This window comes from Herbidospora solisilvae, from assembly GCF_009901565.1.
Lineage (GTDB): Bacteria > Actinomycetota > Actinomycetes > Streptosporangiales > Streptosporangiaceae > Herbidospora > Herbidospora solisilvae.
Genome location: NZ_WXEW01000003.1, coordinates 702972 through 722532 on the forward strand (window position 1 = coordinate 702972; position 19561 = coordinate 722532).

17 protein-coding genes are annotated in these 19561 nt (G+C 70.4%); 9 read left to right on the forward strand and 8 right to left on the reverse strand.

The genetic code is table 11. From position 1 onward, the window contains the following. Window positions 1-55: 55 nt before the first annotated feature. Window positions 56-2128 carry a WD40 repeat domain-containing protein gene (locus tag GT755_RS13115; RefSeq protein WP_161479951.1) on the forward strand — a complete coding sequence of 691 codons (2073 nt, stop codon included), beginning with the start codon at window positions 56-58 and terminating at the stop codon, window positions 2126-2128. 43 nt (window positions 2129-2171) lie between these two features. Here the strand turns inward: GT755_RS13115 and GT755_RS13120 are convergent, their stop codons facing one another. The 3 genes from GT755_RS13120 to GT755_RS13130 are packed head-to-tail and all read right to left on the reverse strand — an operon-like array spanning window position 2172 to window position 4300. Beyond that, window positions 2172-3212, reverse strand: coding sequence for a DUF2339 domain-containing protein (locus tag GT755_RS13120; protein ID WP_161479952.1), 1041 nt, complete (start codon window positions 3210-3212; stop codon window positions 2172-2174). Further along, the gene (locus GT755_RS13125) at window positions 3209-3547 is read right to left on the reverse strand and encodes a PadR family transcriptional regulator (RefSeq protein ID WP_235966487.1); all 339 of its coding nucleotides are present in this window, start codon (window positions 3545-3547) and stop codon (window positions 3209-3211) included. Before GT755_RS13125 ends, GT755_RS13120 begins: the two co-directional genes overlap by 4 nt. A 30-nt stretch (window positions 3548-3577) precedes the next feature. Then, window positions 3578-4300, reverse strand: coding sequence for a TNT domain-containing protein (locus GT755_RS13130; protein WP_161479953.1), 723 nt, complete (start codon window positions 4298-4300; stop codon window positions 3578-3580). A 213-nt stretch (window positions 4301-4513) separates the two neighbouring features. On the opposite strand from GT755_RS13130, the gene GT755_RS13135 reads away from it, so the two are divergent. The 3 genes from GT755_RS13135 (at window position 4514) to GT755_RS13145 (ending at window position 7460) form a co-directional block, all read left to right on the forward strand. Further along, window positions 4514-5461: a PaaX family transcriptional regulator gene (locus GT755_RS13135; RefSeq protein WP_202609925.1), complete on the forward strand. Its 948-nt coding sequence runs from the start codon at window positions 4514-4516 to the stop codon at window positions 5459-5461. A 215-nt stretch (window positions 5462-5676) separates the two neighbouring features. Next, window positions 5677-6915 carry a cellulose binding domain-containing protein gene (locus GT755_RS41100; RefSeq protein ID WP_161479955.1) on the forward strand — a complete coding sequence of 413 codons (1239 nt, stop codon included), beginning with the start codon at window positions 5677-5679 and terminating at the stop codon, window positions 6913-6915. Window positions 6916-7085: 170 nt separating this feature from the next. Beyond that, window positions 7086-7460, forward strand: a complete 375-nt coding sequence (locus tag GT755_RS13145) for an SSI family serine proteinase inhibitor (RefSeq protein WP_161479956.1) — start codon at window positions 7086-7088, stop codon at window positions 7458-7460. 7 nt (window positions 7461-7467) lie between these two features. On the opposite strand, the gene GT755_RS13150 is transcribed toward GT755_RS13145, so the two are convergent. Next, the gene (locus GT755_RS13150) at window positions 7468-8481 is read right to left on the reverse strand and encodes an aldo/keto reductase (RefSeq protein ID WP_161479957.1); all 1014 of its coding nucleotides are present in this window, start codon (window positions 8479-8481) and stop codon (window positions 7468-7470) included. 94 nt (window positions 8482-8575) lie between these two features. Here GT755_RS13150 and GT755_RS13155 point away from each other — a divergent pair, with 94 nt between their 5' ends. Beyond that, a complete protein-coding gene (locus GT755_RS13155; protein WP_161479958.1) occupies window positions 8576-9460 on the forward strand; it encodes an AraC family transcriptional regulator in 885 nt (294 codons plus the stop codon). Between the two features lie 49 nt (window positions 9461-9509). Here GT755_RS13155 and GT755_RS13160 read toward each other — a convergent pair whose 3' ends face one another. Both GT755_RS13160 and GT755_RS13165 read right to left on the reverse strand, forming a co-directional pair. Then, the gene (locus tag GT755_RS13160) at window positions 9510-10154 is read right to left on the reverse strand and encodes a response regulator transcription factor (protein WP_328794329.1); all 645 of its coding nucleotides are present in this window, start codon (window positions 10152-10154) and stop codon (window positions 9510-9512) included. Continuing rightward, window positions 10151-11146 (reverse strand): sensor histidine kinase, encoded by a 996-nt coding sequence (locus GT755_RS13165; protein ID WP_161479959.1) that lies wholly within the window; start codon window positions 11144-11146, stop codon window positions 10151-10153. The genes GT755_RS13160 and GT755_RS13165 overlap by 4 nt, the downstream gene beginning before the upstream one ends. A 114-nt stretch (window positions 11147-11260) precedes the next feature. On the opposite strand from GT755_RS13165, the gene GT755_RS13170 reads away from it, so the two are divergent. The 3 genes from GT755_RS13170 to GT755_RS13185 all read left to right on the forward strand — a co-directional run bounded on the left by GT755_RS13170 (window position 11261) and on the right by GT755_RS13185 (window position 16493). Then, a complete protein-coding gene (locus GT755_RS13170; RefSeq protein ID WP_161479960.1) occupies window positions 11261-12286 on the forward strand; it encodes an NYN domain-containing protein in 1026 nt (341 codons plus the stop codon). Between the two features lie 531 nt (window positions 12287-12817). Beyond that, window positions 12818-14287, forward strand: a complete 1470-nt coding sequence (locus GT755_RS13180; protein ID WP_235966489.1) for a tetratricopeptide repeat protein — start codon at window positions 12818-12820, stop codon at window positions 14285-14287. 781 nt (window positions 14288-15068) lie between these two features. Then, window positions 15069-16493, forward strand: coding sequence for an endo-1,4-beta-xylanase (locus tag GT755_RS13185; protein ID WP_328794330.1), 1425 nt, complete (start codon window positions 15069-15071; stop codon window positions 16491-16493). A 198-nt stretch (window positions 16494-16691) separates the two neighbouring features. Here GT755_RS13185 and GT755_RS13190 read toward each other — a convergent pair whose 3' ends face one another. Beyond that, window positions 16692-17123 (reverse strand): MarR family winged helix-turn-helix transcriptional regulator, encoded by a 432-nt coding sequence (locus tag GT755_RS13190; RefSeq protein WP_285585888.1) that lies wholly within the window; start codon window positions 17121-17123, stop codon window positions 16692-16694. A 194-nt stretch (window positions 17124-17317) separates the two neighbouring features. On the opposite strand from GT755_RS13190, the gene GT755_RS13195 reads away from it, so the two are divergent. Next, entirely contained in the window at window positions 17318-18685 is a 1368-nt protein-coding gene (locus GT755_RS13195; protein WP_161479964.1) for an extracellular catalytic domain type 1 short-chain-length polyhydroxyalkanoate depolymerase, read from the forward strand. Here the strand turns inward: GT755_RS13195 and GT755_RS13200 are convergent. Further along, the gene (locus GT755_RS13200) at window positions 18675-19508 is read right to left on the reverse strand and encodes a PaaX family transcriptional regulator (protein ID WP_328794331.1); all 834 of its coding nucleotides are present in this window, start codon (window positions 19506-19508) and stop codon (window positions 18675-18677) included. The genes GT755_RS13195 and GT755_RS13200 overlap by 11 nt on opposite strands. Window positions 19509-19561: the final 53 nt, after the last annotated feature.

A 19561-nucleotide genomic window follows, 5' to 3' on the forward strand; every position in this document is an offset into this window, starting at 1 on the left:
TCTGGCCGCACGAGTCATGTGCGCGCTTCGTGGTTTGTTCCGAGAGCAGATAGTTGTGGGCAGCTCTCGACGGCTGCCACCCATCCTCGCCGCGCTGATTCTGGCCGGGTTCGTGCCGCTGGCCTCGGCCGGGTCGACCGTCGTGAAGTGGCCTCGGGCGGCCACCGCCTGCCAGGAGACGTCACCCGGTGGCGTTCCCGCCTCGTTCGCGGCGCCCGTCGCGATGGACATGGGCGGTCACTCCGACGTGACCTCGGTGGCCGTAGGTGCGCTGGACGGCCGGCCCGTCGCGATCAGCGCGGGTGTCGAGCACACCATCCGGATCTGGGACAGGGCCACTCTGAAACCGATCGGCGATCCGATCCCCGGCGACGGCCCGGTGGCGTACGGCACCGTCGACGGCAGACCCGTCATCCTCGGCCGGAGCCACGGGGCGCTCCAGAGGTGGGACGCGACCACTCGGCTGCCCGTCGGCGGACCGCTCCCCGCCGGGCGGTTCCGTGCCGTCGCGTTCGGCGAGTTCGACGGCAGGCCGGTCGCCGCCGCGGCGGGCACCGACGGCGCCCACGTGTTCGATCTGGCGACCGGCCGCCGGATCGGTCCGCCCATCGGCACCGGGATCTTCAGCGCCGTCGCGCTGACCCGCGTCCACGGCGTCCCGCTCGTGCTGACCGGAGAGGGCGACGCCGTTATCGCCTGGGATCCGGTGTCCGGAAAACCCGTCGGGAAACCGCTCACTCTTCAGGACGAGTTCATCCAGAGCATCGACACGATCAGGACGACCACGATCGGCGGCCGTCCGGTGGCACTGATCCCCACGCCCGATCTCGGGGTGATCCGCTGGGATCTGGTCACGCGTGAGGCGACCTACCACTGGCTGAGGGGAAGGTTCGGCCCCTCGTCGCTCGCCGTGCTGAACAGCCGGACCGTGTTCGTCTCGGTCGAAACCGTCGGGGGCATCGCCACCGACCCCTACGGATCGAGGCTCCGAAGCTCGATCGCGGTCATCGATCCGGCCACTGGTGAAAGGGTGTCGTCCTTCGAGATTCCGGGGCACGTCACGTCGCTGGCGGTTGGTGATCTCGGCGACCGTCCCATGATCGTGACCGGCGGGCGCGACAACGCCGTCCGCGCCTACGATCTCGCCACCGGCCGGGAATCCGCTCCTCCTGCCACCGGGGGGCCCAACGGTGACATCTACGGCGTGAACGGCGAGCTGCACGGCAGGCCGATCGTGGTGGCCCAAGGGAACGGTGACGACAGATTCCCCGGCGTGTGGGATCTCGGCAGCGGCAGGCCGCTGGACGCGCCGGTCAGGCTGCCCGGGCGCATCACCTCGTTCGCGACCGGCGACTACGGCGGACGAGCGGTTCTGGCCGCGGGGATCGGTCTCGGAGACTATTCGATCCGGATATCAGATCTTGCCGGTCGCATGCCGATCGGCGAACCCCTCATCGGCTCTGACGGCTTCGTCAACGGGGTCGCGCTGACCGAAGCCGATCGCCGGACGCTTGTGGTCGGAGCGGTCGACGAGGACGACGCCGGTGACTCTTCCTCTCGGGGCGCGGTACGCATCTGGGACTTTCCTTCGGGAGCGCTGCTGCACGATCTCGCCGTCGGAAAGGGCCCAGCCGGACAGCTGGCCCTCATCAGCCTCGCCGACCGGCCGGTCGCGGTGACCTTCAGCGCCACCCGCGCCCGGCTCTGGGACGTCGGCGCGGGAAAACGGATGGCATCGTTCCGCATCGCGAAGACCGAGCACTCGGCCCGGGTGGAGATCGCCTTGTTCGACTGTACGGCGGTCGCGATCGTGGCCACAGGCAGGACCGTGGAACTCTACGACCTCGCCACGGGCAAGCAGGTCGAGCGTCCGTTGCTCGGCCACTCCAAGCAGGTGAACAGCATCGCCTCCGGCCGGGTCGCCGGTGTCCCGATCGCGGTCACCTACTCGCCACAGGACAGGAGCATGCGGGTCTGGGACCTCACGACCAGCCGGCAGATCGGGATGCTTCAGCGTCCTTCCCGCTACCTCGGCTCTCTCTCGATGAGCTACCTCGACGGCCGCGCCGTGCTTGTCGGCGGCGGCCGCGAAGCGCTGTGGACCTGGGATCTGGGGCCTGCCGCGTAATGCAGCGTCCGTAGTCCTGTCGGTGTGACCCGGTAGGACAATCTCAGGCCGGCCTCTGATCGTCCACGTCGATTGCGGGCTTTCGCTGTGTGCGCCTGGCGGGCAGTGTCCGGGTGCCGATCACCGTGAGGATCGTGCCGGTCAGCACCAGTGCGACGGCCTGGGCGACGGTGACGGCGTTCATCGTGTCGGTGGCCTGGTCGGAGCCGGGGTTCAGGTAGGAGAGGCGTGCCAGGGTCACGGGCACGGTCAGGATCGCCAGTGCCAGCGGCACGGAGGGGGAGCGCCACCGGGGGCCGGTCAGGTGGGCCGCGAGACAGACGGCGCATGCCACCAGGAGCGCCAGGCAGAACAGGCCGGAAGGCGGCAGCCACGACCAGACCCAGACCCACGTGCCCGGCCACTCGGGCGACCGGCTCGACGCTGTCATGGCCCAGGTCGACATCATCATGACCAGGAAGACCGCCGCACCGGCGACCAGGGGGAGCGCCGCCAGTCGTCCCGGGTGGCGGTGCGCCGGGGCGTCGCGGTGATATCCGGCCAGCAGGGCGAGCGTGGCGACGACGAGCACGAACGACTCCGCCGCCTCCGTCCCGGACAGCACATAGACGGTCAGGCCCAGTGCCGCCGTCGCCTTGGCCACACGCGGACGGCCGCGGACCAGCGCCACATAGGCGGCGATCCAGAGCAGGGACGAGAGGTCCCTGGTCACGTGCCACAGCCGATCGGCCGAGGCGGGATCGCCGATCGGCGTCTCGTCGAACGGCAGGGGGAGCAGCCCGTAGACGCCCAGGGTCTGGGCCAGGTAGACGCAGCTCATCGTCGCCTGGAAGGCCAGGCCGATCAGGGCGGTCAGTCGTACGGTCCGGCCCCAGGCGGCGCTTCTCGGGGTCGCGCCTCCCAGCCGGATCCGCACCGCCAGTGCGGCCACGCCGGCGATCTCCGGCCAGCGTGGCCGCGCGTTCTCGTCGTCGGGGCCCGCGCCGTCGAGGAAGGCCGAGACCATCTCCTCCTCGCGTTCGGCGCGGTAGGCCGCCGGCAGCAGCCGCAGCACCCGCCGGTAGCGGTCTTCCAGGGTGGTCACGCCGTCCCCCCGGCGTGGCGGGCGCGCAGGCGTTCGGTCGCGTAGCGGGCGGTTTCGGTGAGGCGGGCGGCCTCCGCCTCCAGGGCGCTCGCGCCCTGGTCGGTGAGTCGGTAGTAGCGCCGCAGGCGTCCCTGGTGGGCCTCCTCGCGGTCGAGTGACAGGAGTTCCTCGGCGGCCAGTCGGTCGAGCACTCCGTACAGGGTGCCGATCTTCAGGTGGACGCGGCCCTCTGAGAGTCGCTCGACCTCCTGGACGATCCCGTAGCCGTGGCGGGACTCGTCTGCCAGTGCGGTGAGGACGAGGAACGCCTGCTCCGTCATGCCCCGTGAGTTCATGGGGCTCAGCATATCCTGTCTAGCAGGATATTAGGATCGGCGCATGCTGGTCCGCTGGTCGGGTGGGGTGAGCTCCTGCAGGTACCCGTTCTGCAGCAGCCAGCTCACCGGGACCTCTTCGTTCGACTGCGGGGCTTCGGGAATGTACTTGCTGAGCACGTGATATTGCGTGCCGCCGCCCGGTTGCTGGAACGCGGGGGAGACCGGGCCCACGTCCACGCGGAACGACTTGAGCACCCTGAACACGTGATAGTTGCACGGGTGTGCGGGGTCCTGCGGATTGGTGTTGAGGTTGCGCGGCGGCAGCGCGCGTTTGGCGAAAGCGTCTCCCATCGGGGCGAAGAATGCGCCTCCGTAGCCGCCGAAACGGTCGAGTTTCATGCCGATCTGGAGGAACGTCGTCTTGGACAGCAGTCTGCCGTTGGGGTAATTGCCGGAGAGGGCGAACCCGGAGTTCGGCGGGTAACGGTAGTCGTTCACGCCGTAGTTCCAGTAGCGCGAGAGGAAGTGCTGGGGCTTGAGGCCGCCCATGGGCACGTAGCCGCGCACGAGTGCGCCGAGGTAGCCCGACCGTGGCAGGCGTACCGGGCCGAGGTCCGGGTCGCCAGTGACATAGGGTGCGCCGCAAATTTGTCCGATGTTCTGCGGAATTCGATTGTGGGCCATTTTCTTGGGCGGGGGCGCCGAGGGCCGGAGAGTCGGCGAGCTTTTCGGCTGGACGGCGTTTTCGGCATATGCGGCCGTGCCGCCCATGGTGCAGGCCATGGCGATGGCCAGTACGACACTCCGTCGGTAATGTGGCATGACTTCCCTGTTGGCCTTTTGGGACGGTGAACGACTTCTACCTTCCCGATACGCCATATGGGAAAGGCAAAAGATGGGGCGGGAAAACGTTTTTCCGTAGCGCTATAAATGCTGATATGCGGGAATGCTCCGCACGTCGGCCACGTGGGGCAAGCTTGTGCCGTGCATGTCCATTCACCTGCGGATGACGTCAGAGACCCGCGTACGCAGGCCGGCCCCAACCCGCAGCACCTCCTGGCGACCCTGCTCGGCGAGTACCTCGAGTCCTCGGAAGCCGACCTGCCGTCGGCGGCGGTGGTCGCGATGCTCGCGGAGTTCGGCGTCAGCGAGTCGAGCGCGCGGGCCGCGTTGTCGCGGCTGACCAAGCGCGGCCTCATCGCGGTGCGGGGAGCGGGGCGGCCGCCCGTCTACCACCTCACGCCGCAGGCGATCGCGCGGCATCGTTCCCGGATGGATCACTTCCTGAGCTTCGGCGCGCGTCCGCCGAAGTGGACCGGCGACTGGGTGACCGTCTCCTTCTCACTTCCGCAGTCGGGCCAGGCCGCGCGGCACGCGGTGCGCAAGGCCCTGGGGGCGCTGGGGTTCGCCCGGCTGTACGACAGTGTCTGGATCCGGCCGGGATCGGAGTCCGGCCCGGTGAAACAGGCGATGCACGACATCCTCGACGGGGTCGACGGCGGCCGGTGGTCGGTGATGCACACCCGGTTCGACGAGGAGGCCGGGCCGCACGGTCCGGCCGCCGCCTATGATCTGGCCGGGCTCGCCTCGGGCTACGAGGACTTCATCGCGCAGTACTCCAGCCTGCGGGTGGCCGTGCGCGACGGGGAGGTCGACGCCACTCGGGCGCTGGTGGCGCGGACCTCCGTCATGGATTCCTGGCGGAAGTTCCCGGACGTCGATCCGGACCTGCCCGAGCATCTTCTTCCTGCGACGTGGCCTCGCCAGGCGGCCCGGGAACTGCTGCTGGAGATCCATTCCGCGCTCGGTTCGCTCGCCGAGGCGCGGCTCATCGAGATCGCGACCCCTCATTGGCCGGACGCCGCGTCCTGGATCACGCATTTCCGGGCGTCCGAGGAGTCTCTGTCGGTTCGGGTGCACCGGGACCGCTGAGGAAAGTTTCACCCTCACTCGGCGCGGGGTTGTTTCGTGTGCGCCGTGGGATGCCGGGTTGCGGGGCGAGGTGATCTGCGCCTCTGGATCCGCCTTGTCCGAGGGCGTTCGCGGTCTGCGTGCCGCACCTATTAATAGGGCGAGTTCGAGTGTTTGACACTTTTTGTTACCGCAGTGATAGTAACTGCACATTTCGAACGTCTTCGGAGGGTGAAGTGAGGAAACGCTCGATCATCAGCGCGGGATTGGCGGCCGCGGTCGTCCCGTTATTGGCTGGAATAGTGGCGCTCACCAACACGCCGGCCGCCGCGGCCGTCGGCGGTTCGGGGCCATACCCCGCCGATTGGGACGGCAGCCTCCAGAACCACACCGTCTACCGGCCCGTCACCATCCCGTCCCAGAGACTCCCTATATACGTGTGGGGCAACGGCGCCTGCTCCGCCAACGGGTTGTCGCAGGCGAACTTCCTCCGCGAGATCGCCTCGCACGGGTTCCTGGTCATCGCCAACGGCAGCCCGAACGGGTCCGGCTCGACGACGTCCCAGATGCTCACCCAGTCGATCGACTGGGCGATCTCGGAGAACGGCCGCCAGGGCAGCGTCCTGTACAACCGGCTCGACACGAGCAAGATCGCGGTCGGCGGATTCTCCTGCGGAGGGCTGGAGGCCTACGCCGTCTCCAACGACCCCCGCATCTCCACGACCACCATCTTCAGCAGCGGGTTGCTGAACGACGCCGACGACTACCAGCTCAGGCGGCTGACGAAGCCGATCGCCTACTTCATCGGCGGTACGAGTGACATCGCCTACCCGAACGCGATCGACGACTGGGGCAAGTTGCCGTCCGGGCTGCCCGCGTTCATGGGCAATCTGAACGTCGGTCACGGCGGCACCTACGGGCAGACGAACGGTGGCGAGTTCGGCCGGGTCGCGGTGTTGTGGCTGAAGTGGCGGCTGAAGGGGGACACTGCGGCCGGCGGCGCGTTCGTGGGGAACAACTGCGGTCTGTGCAACACCCAGTGGCAGATCCAGCGGAAGAACCTCACACTCGACGGCACGCCCTCCCCGTCGCCCAGCCCTTCGCCCAGTCCTTCGCCCAGTCCGTCCCCCAGCCCTTCGCCGAGCCCGAGTCCGAGCCCGAGCCCGTCGCCCAGCGGGACGCAGGGCTGCTCGGCGACGTACACGGTGCAGGACCAGTGGGGCGGCGGGTTCGTCTCGTCCATCACCGTCACCGCGGGCAGCGCCGCGATCAACGGCTGGAGGTTGGCCCTGACCCTGCCCTCCGGCGCCGCGATCACGTCGTTGTGGAACGGCGTCAACTCCGGCACCAGCGGATCCGTGACCGTCACCAACCAGAGCTACAACGGGCGACTGGCAGCCGGGCAGAGTGCCACCCTCGGCTTCCAGGGCACCGGAACCGGCGCGGGAGCCACTGTCACCTGCACCGCCACCTGACCTAGGCGGGCGGCGGCCTGTGGCCGCTCCGCTTCAGGGCGCCGGAACCGGCGCGGGAGCCGCCGTCGCCTGTCGTGGGCAGGCAGCCCGTGGCCGATCGAATCGGCCACGGGCCTTTGGGGTGCGCGAGTATGTGACTGTTCGGATACATATTGCTACCCTAAGTCAACATGCGTGCCTTTCTTGCTGCCGCCATCGTGGCCGTCCCGCTGTTCGCCGCCCACCCGGCCCTGGCCGACACGCCCTCGGGGGCCCTGACGCTCAGCAGGAGTGTCGATGGCCGGGGGCACACGGTCGCCACGCTGTTCTGCGATCCGGACGGCGGCACGCACACCAGCCCCAAGCCGGCCTGCGACCTTCTTCGCGAGATCAAGGGCGACCTCGGCAGGCTGGTGTCCAACCCTGATGTGATCTGCACCAAGGAGTACCTCCCGCACCGGGTCACGGCCTTCGGCACCTGGGAGGGCAGGCCGGTTCGCTACACCCGCACCTTCGGGAACCGCTGTGAGATGACCGCGGTGACGGGGGCCGTCTTCAACTTCTGAGGCGTGGTCAGCGGCGGCGGAGGCGGGCGTGCCGCAGGGCCGGCGGGGTGGTGTCGTAGTTGTCCTTGGGGTCGAGGTCGGTTCCCGGCGGGACGATGGCGTCGACGCGGTCCAGGATGTCGTCGGTGAGGTCGACCTCGGCGCCGGGCAGCAGCCCGTCGAGCTGGTCGGCGGTGCGCGGGCCGATGATCACGGACGTGACGGCCGGGTGCGCCCGCGCGAAGGCGATCGCGAGTTGCGGCAGGGTCAGCCCGGCCTCGGCGGCGAGGTCGGTGAGTTCGGCGAGCGCGGCGGCCTTGAGGCTGCCGGTCGGGCTCGACGGGTCGTACCGGCCGGGCAGCAGGGTGGCGCGGTGGCCGGCCGCCAGGTCGGCGCGGCCGGAGAGCCAGCCGCCGTTGAGCGGGCTGAACGTCAGGACGCCCATGCCGTGGCGCTGGGTGGTCGGGAAGACGGCCGCCTCGGGCTTGCGGGTGAAGATCGAGTACATCGACTGCTCGGTCAGGAACCGGTGGGTGCCCGTGCGCTGGGCGGCCCACTGGGCCTCGGTGATCAGCTCGGCCGGGAACATGGAGGAGCCGAAGGCGCGGATCTTGCCGGCCCGGACGAGGTCGGTCAGCGCCGAGAGCGTCTCGCCGACGTCCGTCTCGTGGTCGGGGCGGTGCATCTGGTAGAGGTCGATGTGGTCGACGTCGAGGCGGCGCAGGCTGTCGTCGACCGCCTTGACGATCCACCTGCGGGAGCCGCCGCGCTGGTTCGGGTCCTCGCCCATCGGCAGCCCGAACTTCGTGGCGATCACCAGGTCGTCGCGGCGGCCCTTCACGGCCTTGGCGACGATCTCCTCGCACTCGCCGTGGGAGTAGACGTCGGCGGTGTCGATCACGTTGACGCCCGCGTCGAGCGCGCGGTGGATGATGCGGATCGCGTCGTCGTGGTCGCGGTTCCCCATGCTGCCGAACATCATCGCGCCGAGGGAGAGTTCGCTGACCGACATCCCGGTCGCGCCGAGAGTTCTGCGTTTCATGTGGTCAGTCCACCAAGCCGGGCCGCCCGGCCGTGAGCCCGATCCTGCCGCCGCCGTGCCCGATCCTGTCAATCAGGGTGGTTGACTGGCGCGCATGGAGCTCCTGGACGAGATGCGGCGGCTGATCATGCGCCACACCGCCGACGGCCGTCAGAAGACGATCGCGGGCGGGGTGACCATCGCGTCCGTGGCGTGCGCGACCCCGCCGGTCGCCACGATCTCCGAGCCGTCGGTCGCGATCGTCGCGCAGGGGGTCAAGCGCACGGTGCTCAACGGCGTCCCGTACGACTACCGCGCCGGCCAGTACGTCGTCGTGTCGGTCGACCTCCCGGTGATCGGCCAGGCGCTGGAGGCCAGCCCGGACGAGCCGTTCGTGGTCTTCAGCATGGCCCTGAGCCCGGCCGTCGTCGCGCCCATGCTGCTGGAGGCCGCGGTGACCGGGCCGCCCCCGGCGTTCACCGGGCTGGCGGTGAGCGACGCGACGCCGGAGCTGCTCGATCCGGTCGTCCGGCTGCTGCGTGTCGCCGACCGGCCCGACGACCTGCGGGTGCTCGCGCCCGGATACCAGCGGGAGATCCTCTGGTGGCTGCTCAGCGGCGACCAGGGCGCGCTCGTGCGGCAGATCGGACTCGTCGACGGGAACCTCGCGCTCATCTCGCGGGGCATCCGCTGGATCCGCGAGCACTACCGGGAGCATCTCGTCGTCGCCGACCTGGCGGGATTGTGCGGGATGAGCCCTTCGTCCTTCCACCGGCACTTCCGGGCGGCGACGTCGATGACGCCCGTCCAGTTCCAGAAGCAGATCCGGCTCCAGGCGGCCCGCACCCTGCTCATGACCAGGTCGGGCAACGTGGCGGAGGTCGGCTACTTCGTCGGGTACGAGAGCCCGTCGCAGTTCAGCCGCGAATACCGCAAGGCGTTCGGCGCCTCCCCCGGCCGGGACGCCGCGCAGCTGGCGGCCACAGCGCAGAACTGGTGACTCCCGGGACCTCTCGGCACGAGGTCAGCGGCGGCCCGGCATGAAACTTTCACGCCGGGCGCCGGACGTTGCCCGTGGACCAGGCCCACGCGGCGATGCCCACCCGGTTCCTCGTCGCGAGCTTCCGCTGGATCCCGGCGACGTGGTTCTTGACCGTGCCCGCCGTGATGAACAGGGCCGCCGCGATCTCGGCGTTGGTGTGGCCCTGGGCGACCAGGCGGGTGATCTCCAGTTCGCGGGCGGTGAGACCGGCCGGGCTCGCCTGCGACGGGGTGGTGAGGTCGCGCAGGAGGCGCACGGTGATCTGGGGGCTGATGAGGGTGTCGCCCGACACGGCCGCGCGGACCGCCTCGGCGAGCATCGCCGGGCTCGACCGTTTCAGCAGGAAGCCGCAGGCGCCGTTGCGCAGTGCCGTGTGGACGTATTCGTCGAGGTCGAAGGTGGTGACGACCACGACGCGGATCGGGTCGCGCACGTCCGGTCCGGCGAGCAGGCGGGTGACTTCGAGGCCGTCGAGGCGGGGCATCCGGATGTCGGCGAGCACGACGTCCGGGCGCAGGTGCCGGGCCTGTTCGACGGCCGAGGCGCCGCAGGCGGCCTCGGCGACGACGGTCATGTCGGGCTGGGCGTCGAGGATGATCCGGAACGCGCTGCGGATGTCCTCCTGGTCGTCGGCCACCAGGACGCGGATCACGTTGTCACCGACGGCATGGTCGCCTCGACCCGCCAGCCGCGCGGCGGGTGCGGGCCCGCGGTCAGCGTGCCGCCGAGCGCCTCGACCCGTTCGGTCAGGCCCGGCAGGCCCGAACCGCCGCCGCGGCGGGTTCCCCCGGGGCCGTCGTCGGTCACGGTGACCCGCAGGGCGGGGCCGGGGACATCGGTCACGGTCACCTTCACGTGGCTCGCCGTCGGCGCGTGGCGGCGGACGTTGGTCAGGGCCTCGACGACGACCCGATAGGCCGTCGCCGCAGCCTCCCTGGCCGGGTCGTCGAGCCGGGGGCCGATGTCCAGGTGGACGGTCGTGGCGCCGGAGAAGCGGTCGCACAGGTCCCGGAGGTCCGCCAAGGAGGGGAGCGGCGTCCGGTCGGCGGAGTCGTCGAGCATCCGTACGGTGCGGTCCATCGACGCCAGGGCCTGGAGGGCGGTCTGTTCGATGCGCTCGAAGAGGGCGGCCGCGCGTCGGGGGTCGTGTTGGGCGAGGACCCGGCCGGCCTGGGCCTGGGCGAGCATGCCGCTGATGTCGTGGGCGACGAAGTCGTGCAGGTCGCGGGCGAGCTCGGTGCGCTGGGCCCGGCGCGCGTCGAGCACCGAGCGGGTGCGGCGGTCGTCCAGGGACCGGAGATAGAGGCCGACCGTGGCGGCGAGCGCCGCCGACAGAGCCCAGACGGCGAAGCCGGCCACCGCCTCCGGGGTCGGAGTGCCCAGACCGTACCGGAGCAGCAGAGACGGCGTGGCCAGGCCCGCGAGCGCCGCAGCGGTGAGCGCGGCGCGAGTGGGGGCGGCGCGGACCGCCACGATGATCAGCGAGAGCAGGCACCCGGACTCGGCGACGGTCCACCCGGACGCGTCGTTCTGCCCGCCGGTCGCCACTGTCACGGCGGTGACGGTCAGCGACACGACGCCCGCGCCGCCGGTGATCGCCGCGATCAGGCGGCCGTCGACCGGCCGGGTGATTCGGGTGCGCATGTCCTGAGCCTAGGTATGCGGCCGGCCCGTCGCCTATGTGCCGAACGGCATATGGGCGGGCGGCCCGGCGTCCCCAAGGCTGGTGCCAACCGGATGTGAGGACGTGATGGAGTGATGCTCCGCTGGTGGAGGCACTGGCCGACCTGGGCCGGGTACGCCGCGGCCGTCTGGTCGGCGGTCTATGGGGCGCTCGGGGTGTTCTGGGCGCTGGGCGGCGGCGGGTTCCCGTTCGCGCCCGTCGCCGGCGACCGGGCGTCGGGGTCGATCCTGGAGGGCAGCCGGGCCGGGGTCGTGGCGCCCGTCATGGCCGTCGCCGGGCTGGTGGGCGCGGTCGTCGCGGTGGCGATGGCGCGTGGATGGGGACGGGGCCGGGCCCGGACGGTGATGCTGGTCTTCGGCTGGACCATGGCGGCGACGCTGGCGCTCGCGATCCCCGACTACACCCTGCTCATGCTGGTGGCCTTCGCGCCGCTGCTGCTGGTGTTCGCCTTCACGGGCGTGCCGGGTCCGCAGGACGGCATCGGGGACATCCTGTACTGGCACCGGGTGAACCTGATCATCCTCTTCCTGGGCGGGCTGTTGTGGGCCCTGGCGGCCCTCGCCTACCACCGCCCGCGGTGGACCACCCCGGAGGCGGCCCGTCGCTGGGGCCGGTGGGCCGTCTACGTGGCGTGCGCCGCGCCCGTTCCCTATGAGATCACCAGGATCGCCTGGTATTTCGGGGTCCCGCTCGGCATCCCCGAGGACTTCCTGCTCATGATGCGGCAGACGCCAGGGATGCTGGAAGTGGGTCTCGGCGGGGCGATCGGGTCGATCGGCGGATGCGTGCTCACCCACGGGCTGGTCAGCCGGTGGGGCGAGGTCTATCCCCGCTGGGTCTGGTTCAGGGCGGGAGAACGGGTGCCGCCCGCGCTGGCCGTCGTCCCGGCGTCGGTCGTGGCGGTGGTGCTGGTCCCCGCCGGGCTGATGAACGTCCGGTTGGGCGTCGACCCCGCCTCGTGGGGGGTGAACGTGCCGGGCATGCTCTGGACCGTGTGGGGCCTCGCCCTCGGCGTCGCGGCCTGGGCCTACGCCCTGCGCCGAGGCTGGCGGTCGGTGACGACGGTGCCGCGCATGAGCCAGGTCGGCCCCTCGGCGTAGGCGCCGGCCTCGGCGAAGAACGCGCCGAAGTAGGGGCCTGCGGCGTGCGCGTTCCCAGCACCTATGCCGACCGCAACTGCTCGCTGGCCCGCGCGCTGGAGGTCGTCGGTGAGCGGTGGACGCTCCTGATCGTCCGTGACGCGTTCTTCGAGGTGCGCCGGTTCGGCGACTTCGCCACCCAGTTGAAGATCCCGCGTGCCGTGCTGACCAACCGGCTGACCCCCAAGGGCGTCGAACTGTGGCCGGTCGTGCGGACCCTGATGAGCTGGGGCGACGCCCACTATTCGCCGGGCGGGGCACGGCGCGCGGTCCGCCACGACGGCGACGGGGGGTTGCTCGACCCCGCCGGGCGCTGCGAACGGTGCGGCGAGCTGGTGCCGGTCGCGGAGACCCGGGTCGAGCCGGGCCCGGGGTTCGACCCGGCAGACGAGGGCGACGACCCGGTGTCCGACGCGATCAACGCCGCGGCGGCTGCTCGAACCGATCGGTTGACGCCTGGGTCGTGTCGGTCGACGTCCCTATACTCCCGGCATGTCAAGATCACCGTCGTCGCTCGACATCGCGTTCGGGCTCCTGCACGAGGGCCGGCTGGTCGACGCCGAACAGGTCATGCGGAGGGAACTGCTGGCCGTCGAGAGCCGGCACGGCCGGGAGAGCGCCGAATGGGCCTCCGTCCAGTGCGATTTCGGCAACCTCCTCTTCGCCTCCGGCCAGTCCGACCGGGCGGTCGAATGTTTTCGCAGCGCCTGCTCAGGCCCGCCGTCCGGCGACCCCGAGACCCGCAAGGAGCAGCTGACCTACGGGCTCAACCTCGGCATGGCGCTGGACGTCGCCGGACGGCTCGACGAGGCCGAGACCGAGTTGCGCCGCAACCTCCGCGAACGTGAGGTCTTCTACGGCCGGGAGCACCCCGGTCACGCCTTCGCGCTCGAACCGCTGGCCGACGTGCTCCTGCGGCGCGGCGACGTCGCGCAGGCGCGTCAGGTCGTCGAGGAGGCGGTCGGCACCTACTGGCGCAGCGGTCACGAGCGGGTCGCCGCCGCGCTGGCGGCGCGGGGAGAGATCGTCGTGGCCGGCGGCGCCGGCGAGCCCCCGTTCTCCGCGCTCGACCGGCTGCCCGACGAGGTGGTCGAGGGCGTCGCGTACGCGGCGGTCGACCGGTCGGCCCGCGACCCGATGCTGGGGAAGGTGGTGCTCGCCCGGCTCGCGGACGCCCTGGAGGAGCGCCTGGGCCCCGACCACCAGGCGACGCTCAACGTGCTCTCCCAGCTTGCCAACGCCGGTCGCGACTGCGGCGACCAGGCCGGACGGGTCGAGGCGATCGGGAAGGTGCTCGCCTCCTACGACCGGCAGGGCCGGGAGGAGGACGCGTTGATGGCGGCGCTCGCCCTCGCCATGGCGCAGGACGAAACCGGTGACACGGCCGGGGCGCTCGCCACCTACGCCCGGGCCCAGGCCATCGCCGACCGCCTCGGTCGTCCGGAGTTCCACGCCCAGGTGCTGCGCAATTGGGGTCTCGCGCTGGCGGCGGCGGATCGTCCCGCCGAGGCGGAGGAACGGTTGCGGGCGGCCGTCGGCGTGGCCGACCTCGGCACCGACCACGAGATCCTGGGCCGTTCGCGGATCGCCCTCGGGCTCTTCCTCCAGCACGCCGACCGGCTCGACGAGGCCCGGCACGTCGTGGAGGCGGGGCTGGCGACGCTGGACGTCGCGCACCCCGACGCGATCACCGGGCGGAGCCACCTCACGGCCATCGCGGCCGGGCGGTCGTGCGGCTGCGGCGACGTCCAGGGGGCGATCGCCGACGCGTTCCGGGAGTTCGTTCTCGGCAGGCTGCCGAACGACCTGCTCGCCGACCTCTCCGTGACCGTCGAGGACGGCGACTTCGCGATCAACGCCGAACTCCGGCGCGAACCGACCGAGGCCGAGATCGAGCACCTGAACCAGCTGATCCAGAGCGCGACCGCCGAGTTCCGGGGCCGCCTGGTCGCCGGAGGGTAACGGCCAGAGCCGTCGCGCGGGGTGGGCAGGGTCGTCGGCTCGGCGGCGGACGAGGGTCGAACCGGCTTGTCGGCCATATGGGCATGGTCTCGGGACAGGCGTGCGCCGGACATCGGTGAAACCACCGGTCCGGGCGTCGCTCCGCCTCCGCGAAGGAGGCGGAGCGACGGACACGGGGACCCAGGAGTGTGGTGCCACCCAGGCCCTACGACGTCGCGCTGAACAGGCTCGGCCCTGTTAGCGCTACCAAGTCGTAGTGCGACCTCCCTTCGGCGTCCCGGCGTCGGTGGTGCTGGCGGTGAGTAAATACAGCGGGTGGGACGGCGTCAAGGGCCCTCGGGGGCCGCGACGGGGTGGCGTGCCCTGCTGACAAGCCGTTTCGGCGTCCGTAAATTACGGCGTGAGCATGAAACTTGCAGCTGTGCGGCATCGGTAAATTTTCGCCGCCCTCCCGCGACGCACTGCCTCGTCGATGCCTGTCCACGTGCTCGCGGCGGATATCAGGCCAGGGTGCATGGCCGCCGAAAATTTCGCTCCGGTGTTGACATGTTTCGGTTGGGTTTCCACACTAAGTCTCCGAGGCGGTCGGCCCGGCCTGATGTGGTGATCAGAGGGGCCGCCGGTCATGACGCCATCAGTGGTGTGCGCCAGCGGTCTGGGGTGCGGCGTCGTTCGCCGGGTTCCCGCATTCCCTCTTTCGGTGATTTCAGTTATGGAGTCAGGCATGGGTATGAACGCATTACCCGCATCCTCCCTTCGGAGGGTCTTCGGCGCCGGTGTGGTGAGCGTCGTCGGAATCGTGGGCGCCGCGCTGATGGTGACGGTGCCGGCGGACGCCGCCGGCAGCACGCTGGCCGCCGCCGCGCAGCAGAGCGGGCGGTACTTCGGCACCGCCATCGCCCAGGGCAAGCTGGGTGACTCGCAGTACACGACGATCGCGAACCGCGAGTTCGACATGATCACCGCCGAGAACGAGATGAAGATCAACGCCACCGAACCCAACCGGGGGCAGTTCAACTTCCAGGCCGGCGACCGGATCTACAACTGGGCGGTGCAGAACGGCAAGCGGGTGCGCGGCCACACGCTGGCCTGGCACTCCCAGCAGCCGAGCTGGATGGAGCAGACGTCCGGGAGCTCGCTCCGCCAGGCGATGATCGACCACATCAACGGCGTGATGGGCCACTACAGGGGCAAGATCTACGCCTGGGACGTCGTCAACGAGGCCTTCGCCGACGGCAACGGCGGCGGCCGCCGTGACTCCAACCTCCAGCGGACCGGCAACGACTGGATCGAGGTGGCCTTCCGCACCGCGCGGGCCGCCGACCCGGCCGCCAAGCTCTGCTACAACGACTACAACATCGACAACTGGAGCTGGGCCAAGACCCAGGCCGTCTACAACATGGTCCGCGACTTCAAGCAGCGCGGCGTGCCGATCGACTGCGTCGGCCTCCAGTCCCACTTCAACAGCCAGAGCCCGTACAACAGCAACTACCGCACGACCATCCAGAGCTTCGCGGCTCTCGGCGTCGACGTGCAGATCACCGAGCTGGACATCCAGGGCGGCTCGGCCCAGACCTACGCCGCCGTCGTGAACGACTGCCTCGCGGTGGCGCGCTGCACCGGCATCACCGTGTGGGGCGTGCGTGACAGCGACTCCTGGCTGGGCGCCAGCACCAGCCCGCTGCTCTTCGACACCAGCGGCAACAAGAAGGCCGCCTACAACTCGGTGCTGAACGCCCTCAACGCCGCGACGCCCAACCCGTCGCCCTCGCCGAGCACCTCGCCCTCGCCGGGCACCTCGCCCACGCCGACCCCCACGCCGACGCCGGGCACCGGGCAACAGATCCGCGGTCAGCAGTCGAACCGGTGCGTCGACGTGCCGAGCGCCTCGACGACCGACGGCGTCCAGGTCCAGCTGTACGACTGTCACACCAACAGCAACCAGCAGTGGAGCTACACCTCGGCGCAGGAACTGCGGGTCTACGGCAACAAGTGCCTCGACGCCGCCGGGACCGGCAACGGCGCGAAGGTGCAGATCTACACCTGCTGGGGTGGCGCGAACCAGAAGTGGACCATCAACTCCGACGGCAGCATCAGGAACGTGCAGTCGGGCCTGTGCCTGGACGCCGCCGGCTCCGGCAACGGCGCCCTGATCCAGGTCTACTCCTGCTGGGGCGGCGCGAACCAGCGGTGGAGCCGGACCTGACCCGCGGTCTCCCTCGGTGATCCGGTCCCTGTCCGACCGGTAGAGCCGTAGGGGAGGCGCGGCTCGGTCCTGCCGAACTCCGGCGCCGCCGACGGCGCCCAGACCCCGGTCTGGGACCGCCGCGGCGGCGCCGACCAGTCGGTGGACCTGGGGCGGGAACGCCCGAGTCCACCACCGGGTCTGGGTGATTTCGGGAGATCATCCAGCCCCGGGCGGGTGCAGTGCGCGGGTGCACCACGTCAGGGCCTCCAGCAGCGTGACGCGGGTGCTGTCGTCGAGGCCGGCCAGCATCTCGTCCTCGATGCCGTCGAGCGCGCGGTCGCACCTGCGCAGCGCCGCCCGGCCCTGGCGGGACAGGTGGACCCGCAGGATGCGCCCGCCGTCGGGATGGGCGTCACGGTGGATGAGACCACGTCTCTCCAGGTCGCGGACCACCAGATTCATCGCCTGCGGGGTGACGAAGGCGATGCGGGCCAGTTCGGCCGAGGACAGGCCGTCGCGTACGCGGAGTTCGCCGAGCGCCATGTATTCGGTCGTCGTGATGCCGTGGAGCGCGAGGGCCTCGTCGAGCCGGGCGCGGATGCGGCGCTCCAGCCGGTAGACCAGATAGCTCAGCCTGGGCGGGTTCACCGGATGACCATAACGGGCGATGTAAGTTTCCGGCCCCGCATATCAAGCTACTTGATAAGCAATGGCCCGATGACCAGCGTGAGCAGCGCATTTCCATGATCATTCGATTGTGATCGCGCACGGGCGAACCTTGACCGGGACTCCGCGCCGCTCGTATACCGGCTGACGTCAGGACGTCGACCAGAGGAGGGCCGATGAAGCGATTGACCGCAGTCGTCGCCGCCGGAGTGGTGTACGCCGCCACGATCCTGGCGGCCGGACAACCCGCGGCCGCTGCCACGCTGACCGAGGTGACCAACTTCGGCAGCAACCCCGGCAACCTGCGTATGCACCTGTACGTGCCGGACAACGTGCGGCCCAGCCCGGCGATCGTGCTCGCCATGCACGGATGCGGAGGTTCCGGACCGGGGTTCTACTCCAGCTCGGAGTTCCGGTCCCTCGCCGACCAGTACGGCTTCATCGTCATCTACCCGTCGGCGTCCAAGAAGGGCAACTGCTTCGACTCGTGGTCGGCGGCCTCGCAGGTGCGCAACGGCGGCAGCGACCCCGTCTCGCTGATGTCGATGGTCACCTACACGCGGCAGCGCCACAACGGCGACGCCAACCGTCTCTTCGTCACCGGCAGCTCCGCCGGGGGCATGGAGACCAACATCATGCTCGGCAACTACCCCGACGTGTTCAAGGCCGGAGCGGCGTTCATGGGGGTGCCGTTCGCGTGCTTCCCCAACGAGGCCGACTACGTGCCGTCGCCGGGTGTCAGCGACTGCGCCTCCGGGCGCATCAACAAGACGCCGCAGCAGTGGGGTGACCTGGTCCGGGCCGCCTACCCCGGCTACAACGGCCCCCGGCCGAGGGTCCAGCTCTGGCACGGCACCAACGACACCCTCGTCTACTACGCCACCCATCAGCAGGCGATCGACCAGTGGACGAACGTGTTCGGCCTGAGCCAGACGCCTACCAGCAGCGACACCCCGCAGGCCAACTGGAACCGCCGCCGCTACGCCGACTCGTCCGGCACGGTGCGGGTCGAGGCGTACAGCATCCAGGGCGCCGGGCACAGCCTGCCGAGCACCGGCATGGCCGCGGCCGCGATCCAGTTCTTCGGCCTGACCAGCGAGCCGAGCCCGTCCCCGTCCCCGTCCCCATCTCCTTCGCCTTCTCCTTCGCCTTCTCCTTCGCCTTCGCCTTCGCCGAGTCCCTCTCCCAGTCCGTCCCCGTCGCCCAGCCCGTCGCCGAGCCCCGGTTCCGGGTGCCGGGTCACCTATGTGCCCAACACGTGGAACAACGGGTTCACCGCCGAGGTCAGCGTCACGAACACCGGGACGGCGCCCGTCAACGGCTGGACCGTCACGTGGTCGTGGGCGGGCAACCAGCGGGTCACCAACGCGTGGAACGCCACCGTGACGCAGTCGGGCACGCAGGTCACCGCGCGCAACGTGAACTACAACGGCACCATCGCGCCGCAGGGCCGGGCCGGCTTCGGCGTCCAGGGCACCTACAGCGGCACCAACTCGAACCCGTCCGGGTTCACGCTCAACGGCACGGCCTGCGTCATGGGATGAGTTCGTCCAGGACGCCGTCGGCGACCAGCCGGGCGGGGCGCACGTATTCTTCCGCGCGCGCGTGGAAGACCTGCTCCGCCCGGATGGCCGGCCAGTCGTCGGGGAGGTGCTCGGCCGGCAGGTGGGGGTCCTGCCGGACGAGCTGCAACCAGTCGGTGTGCAGCAGCAGCTGCCTGACCAGGGCATCGGGGGCGTCAGGCAGCGGCCGGGGCACGTCCCACCGGGCCAGGAAGGTGCGGTAGCGGCGGGCGATCTGCTCGATGTCGAAGGCCTTGGCGACCAGGTCGGCGGCCTCGGTCGGGGTGTAGGCGCGGGCGGCCAGCACCGTGACGTGGTCGTCGACGTCGAGGCCGTCGAAGACGCCGGTGACGTCCTTGGTGCCCGGGGTGATCCACAGCCCGCTCTGGAGCGGCCCGAATCCGGCCCAGATCAGGCGTGAGCGCAGGTCGTGGCGGGTGCTCCGGCGGCTGTCGGGCAACGAGAAGCCGACGACGGTCCAGGTGCCGTCCCAGTCGCGGTTCACCGCGCCGGTCTCCCACACGCGGCGGCGGCCGTCGCGCAGCACCGTCTCGGCGTGGGGGGTGAGCCCGAGGTAGACCCTCCGGCCGAGCCGGTGGCGGACCAGCAGGTTGCGTTTGACCATGCGCGCGAGCGTCGACCGGACGGCCTCCTCGGAGACGCCGAGGCGGGCGAACACCTCGATGACGCTGCCCGAGGAGATGGCGGTGCCGCGGTCGAGGGCGTAGACGCCGAGGAAGCTGAAGATCAGGGATTGGGGGCGCGCGGAGGGCGCGGCCGGTTCGTCGTCGCCGCCGATGGTCACAGCGAAAGCGTAGACGGGCCAGATGTCAGGCACATAATTGACGAAAGTCAGAT

What these genes read in the sequence shown, in the direction of transcription:
- GT755_RS13125 (WP_235966487.1), bottom strand. Translation starts at nt 3,547, where the DNA reads ATGAACTCACGGGGCATGACGGAGCAGGCGTTCCTCGTCCTCACCGCA.
- GT755_RS13130 (WP_161479953.1), bottom strand. Translation starts at nt 4,300, where the DNA reads ATGGGCGGCACGGCCGCATATGCCGAAAACGCCGTCCAGCCGAAAAGC.
- GT755_RS13145 (WP_161479956.1), top strand. Translation starts at nt 7,086, where the DNA reads ATGCGTGCCTTTCTTGCTGCCGCCATCGTGGCCGTCCCGCTGTTCGCC.
- GT755_RS13150 (WP_161479957.1), bottom strand. Translation starts at nt 8,481, where the DNA reads ATGAAACGCAGAACTCTCGGCGCGACCGGGATGTCGGTCAGCGAACTC.
- GT755_RS13155 (WP_161479958.1), top strand. Translation starts at nt 8,576, where the DNA reads ATGGAGCTCCTGGACGAGATGCGGCGGCTGATCATGCGCCACACCGCC.
- GT755_RS13165 (WP_161479959.1), bottom strand. Translation starts at nt 11,146, where the DNA reads ATGCGCACCCGAATCACCCGGCCGGTCGACGGCCGCCTGATCGCGGCG.
- GT755_RS13170 (WP_161479960.1), top strand. Translation starts at nt 11,261, where the DNA reads ATGCTCCGCTGGTGGAGGCACTGGCCGACCTGGGCCGGGTACGCCGCG.
- GT755_RS13180 (WP_235966489.1), top strand. Translation starts at nt 12,818, where the DNA reads ATGTCAAGATCACCGTCGTCGCTCGACATCGCGTTCGGGCTCCTGCAC.
- GT755_RS13195 (WP_161479964.1), top strand. Translation starts at nt 17,318, where the DNA reads ATGAAGCGATTGACCGCAGTCGTCGCCGCCGGAGTGGTGTACGCCGCC.